This window comes from Thermoanaerobaculia bacterium (genome assembly GCA_035260525.1).
Taxonomy (GTDB): domain Bacteria; phylum Acidobacteriota; class Thermoanaerobaculia; order UBA5066; family DATFVB01; genus DATFVB01.
In genome coordinates this window covers 1-3,859 of record DATFVB010000021.1, presented here as the reverse complement: position 1 = coordinate 3,859, position 3,859 = coordinate 1, and the positions used below count along the sequence as shown (strand labels likewise).

At 69.9% G+C, this 3,859-nt stretch carries 3 protein-coding genes; 1 reads left to right on the top strand and 2 read right to left on the bottom strand.

Annotation, left to right across the window (positions count from 1 at the left end; genetic code table 11):
- Together VKH46_00745 and VKH46_00740 are read right to left on the bottom strand one after the other, a co-directional pair.
- A partial coding sequence (locus VKH46_00745) for a hypothetical protein (GenBank protein HKB69343.1) occupies positions 1–1,963 on the bottom strand: 1,963 nt, incomplete at its 3' end.
- A gap of 172 nt (positions 1,964–2,135) precedes the next feature.
- Positions 2,136–3,041 (bottom strand): tetratricopeptide repeat protein, encoded by a 906-nt coding sequence (locus VKH46_00740; GenBank protein ID HKB69342.1) that lies wholly within the window; start codon positions 3,039–3,041, stop codon positions 2,136–2,138.
- A 90-nt stretch (positions 3,042–3,131) separates the two neighbouring features.
- On the opposite strand from VKH46_00740, the gene VKH46_00735 reads away from it, so the two are divergent.
- Positions 3,132–3,859, top strand: a 728-nt coding sequence (locus VKH46_00735) for a hypothetical protein (protein HKB69341.1), incomplete at its 3' end; no start/stop codon positions are given.

Genomic DNA, 3,859 nt, shown 5'->3' with positions numbered 1-3,859 from the left:
AGTGCCTCCACCGGTTCCCGCCGTCCTCGGAAATCCAGAGCCCTCCGTCGTCTCCCGCGATCGCGTGCTTCGTGTTGACGGGATCGATCCAGATGTCGTGCCAGTCGCCGTGGCCGCCCCCTCCGGTGTAGGAGAAGCTCTTGCCCCCGTCCTCGCTCACGATGAGCCCGCCACCCGGCTTGAAGACGCGGTCGGCGTTGGTCGGATCGACGACGAGCCGGCCGAAGTAGAAGGGCCGCCAGACCATGTTCTGGCTGTGGTCGCGCGCCTCCCACGTCTTTCCGCCGTCGGAGGAACGATAGAGCGCGGAGTGGACCGATTCGATCAGCGTGTAGACGACCTTGCCGTCCGACGGCGCGATCACCGTCTCCACGCGCCCCCAGGGTTTGGCCGGGAGCCCGGCGCTGGTCTTCGCGGTGAGCTCGGTCCAGCTCTTGCCGCCGTCCTCCGACCGGAACAGCCCGCTGCCGCTCGGCGCGTCGGGGCCGTCGCCGCCGGAGCGGAACGTCCATCCCTTCCGTCGGAAGTCCCACATGCCCGCCATGAGCACGTCGGGATTCTGCGGGTCCATCGTCACCGAGGAGCAGCCGGTCGAAAGATTCGCGCCCTTGAGCACGAGGCTCCAGTGGTTTCCGCCGTCGGTCGTCTTGTAGAGGCCGCGATCGGCGCTGTCGCTCCAGAGCCGGCCGGGGACGCACGCGTACACCGTGTCGCTCTGCTTCGGATGCACGAGCACGCGGACGATGTGCTCGGAGCTCGGGAGTCCCATGTTCTTCCACGTCTCGCCGCCGTCGGTCGACTTGTAGATCCCGTCGCCGACCGAGACGGAGTTGCGCATCCACGACTCGCCGGTTCCGACCCAGATCGTCTTCGGGTTGGAGGGGTCGATCGTGATCGCGCCGATCGACTGCACCGGCTGCTTGTCGAACACCGGCTTGAAAGTCGTGCCGCCGTCGAAAGACCGCCAGACGCCGCCGCTCGCGGCGCCGACGAACACCGTCGTCTTGCCGCCGTCGGTGCGGGCCGCGACCGCGGCGACGCGGCCGCTCATCGCCGCGGACCCGATGTTGCGCGCGCCGAGGCCGGAGATCGTGCCGGAGTCGAAGACGGGAGGACGCGCTCCGCCGGGAGCGGCCGGAGCGGTGACGGGGCCGACCGCGGCCGCATTCGGGGCCGCCTTGATCGATTGGACGATCGGCGTGCCGGCCGGCGGGAGATGGAACAAAGCGTCGTCGAGGTCGACGTTGGCCTCCGCGCGCTCGACGTTGTAGCGCTGCCGGCCGCCGCCCCCCTTCTGCCACTGCTCGATCGAGAACGGGAACCACACGCCGTCCACCGGCTGGTAGCTCCCGAGGTCGGTCTCTCTGACGTGCTCGACGCCGCGCACGCGGTTGACGGTCTCGAGATGGATCTCGAGGAAATAGTCGGGATCGAGAAAGACGTATTCGGTGTTGCCGCCTTTGAGGTTCACGCGGAGCTTCAGCGCCGGCGTTCCGTCGACGTCTTCCGTCCCGAGATACTCGACGGTGTGCCCTTTCTCCTTCCAGCCGACGAGCGGTCCTTCGATGTCGGCCTGCTCGGCGAGCTGCCGGGTCTCGTCGGCGGACTCCTTCTCGGCTTCCCGCCGGCCCTGGAACGGCTGGAGGTTCCAGCCGTCCTTGCCGTCGGTCGCCTCGACGGCCGTCAGGCCCTGCAGCGTGAACTCCGTCCGAAGCATTCCCGGACGCTTCTGCAGCTGGCCGAACGTCGCCTCGATCTGGTTGTCGCCGAAGGTGAACGAGGCCTTTCCGGTCAGTCGAAGGGAATGGATCGCCTTCAGCTTCGCTTCGCCGCCGCGGGCCTCGACGTTTTTCGCGACGATCTCGTCGACGGTGAGCGCCCTCGAAGGGGGCGCCGCCGCGGCGACGCCGCCGAGGATCAAGAGGGTCCCGAAGGCGAGGAGAAGACGGGCAGAGAAGCGCATGAAGAACCTCCACAAATCATTGAAAAAAAGGAGCGAAGCGGCAAGCCCGATTCCCGCGCTTCGCGCCGCCGGGGAATCGGGGAGACACACCGTTGCCTGATCGTGCACTGCTTTCCACTACGCAGGAGGCTGCGAAAGGTTTCCCGGCGCAGGAAGCGGCCGCGGCCGCCCGTCACCCGCCGAGGCGCTTGAGCTCCCTCCTGGCTTGCGCGTTTCCCGGATCGAGGCGAATCGCCTCGCGCAGCGCCGAGCGAGCCTCGTCCTTCTTTCCGATCCTTTCGAAGAGGAGGGCGAGCCGACACTCTGCGTCCGCCGGCGGAGGCGCTTCGGGTCGGGGCGGGCTCGCGAGGTACAGGCGAAAGTGCTCCACTCCCTCGTCGAGCTCCGTCCCGGAGAGGAGCGAGATCTCGCCGAGCTGGTAATGCGCGATCGGCCCCAGCTCGGCGTCGCCGACGAGTCCGCTCCAGAGCCGGCGCGCCTCTTCGAATTGGCTGCGCGCGAGCAGGACTTCGCCGAGACCCGCCCGCGCGTCCCCGTTCCCCGGTTCCCTCTCGAGGACGAGGCGGTACTCGGCCTCGGCGCGGGAATAGTCCTTCTCGTGGGCGTACAGCGCGCCGAGCGCCGCGTGTCCGCGCGCGGCGTCGATCCTCGCGATCGCTTCCGCCTCCTCCCGGGCGCGCGCGGCCCCTCCCCCCGCGATCCCGGGCGCCTCGAGGTAGTAGGTGAAGAGATCCATCCGCGCGTCGGCGTCTTCCGGAGCGAGGGCGACCGCCTTCTCGAAAGCGGCCCGGCACTTGCGAGCGAGCCGGATCTGCGCGAGGACCGACGCGGTGCGCGCCTTGCCCCCGTAGGCCTCGCCGGCGATGCGCCAGAGCGCCGCATCCTCCGGCGCGGCGCGAAGCGCGTCCTCGGCGATCGCGATCGCGCCTTCCCAGTCGCCGACACGCAACCGCGCCTCGGCGCGCTCCGCCGCCGGGGGCGCGGAGACCGCCGGCGCCGGAGCGCCGTCGCCGGAAGCCGGGCGCGCCGCCGCGAAGACCGCTGCCAGGAGCAGGAGAGAAGACGCCCAGGACCTCACGCTTCCTCCACCGATTGTCCGAGGACGGGAGGATTCTAGCCGAAGGCGCCGTCGAGGAACGCGCTGTCGCGGCGCGATAAGCTTCGTCCGATGTTCCTCGGCCATTACGCGGTCGGGTTCGGCGCGAAAACGGCGGCTCCGGAGGTCTCGCTCGGCACTCTCTTCCTCGCGGCCCAGCTCGCGGACCTCGTCTGGCCCGTGCTCGTGCTCGCCGGGATCGAGACTCTCGAGATTCGCGCAGGCGCCACTCCGGTCAACCCGCTCGTCTTCATCCGTTACCCCTGGTCCCACAGCCTCCTCGCGCTGCTCCTCTGGGGCGCGCTCTTCGGGCTCGTCTACCGCATGATCCGGAAGGCCCCGGCGCGCACCGCCGCGGTGCTTTTCGCCGTCGTCGTCAGCCACTGGGTTCTCGACGCGGTTTCGCACGGACCGGACGTGCCGCTGGGTCCCGCCGGCCCGTTCGTCGGCCTCGGTCTCTGGCGATCCCTACCGGCGACCGTCGCCGTCGAGCTCGCCCTGCTCGCGGGCGGCATCGCGCTCTACCTCCGGGCGACACGCCCGCGCGACCGCACGGGCACGGTCGCGCTCGCGGGCCTCGTCGTCTTCCTCCTTGCCGCCTATCTCGCCAGCATCTTCGGCCCGCCGCCGCCGAACCCCCGGGCGGTCGCGTACGGCGCGCTCGCAATGTGGGTGCTGGTGGCCTGGGGCTACTGGGTCGACCGACATCGGCAAGCGCGGCGATCGATCGAGCCGGGTGGGCGCGTACCGCCGGGCTCGCGCCTCACCGCGCTTTCGGGTGGATCCGAACTGAGGGGCTT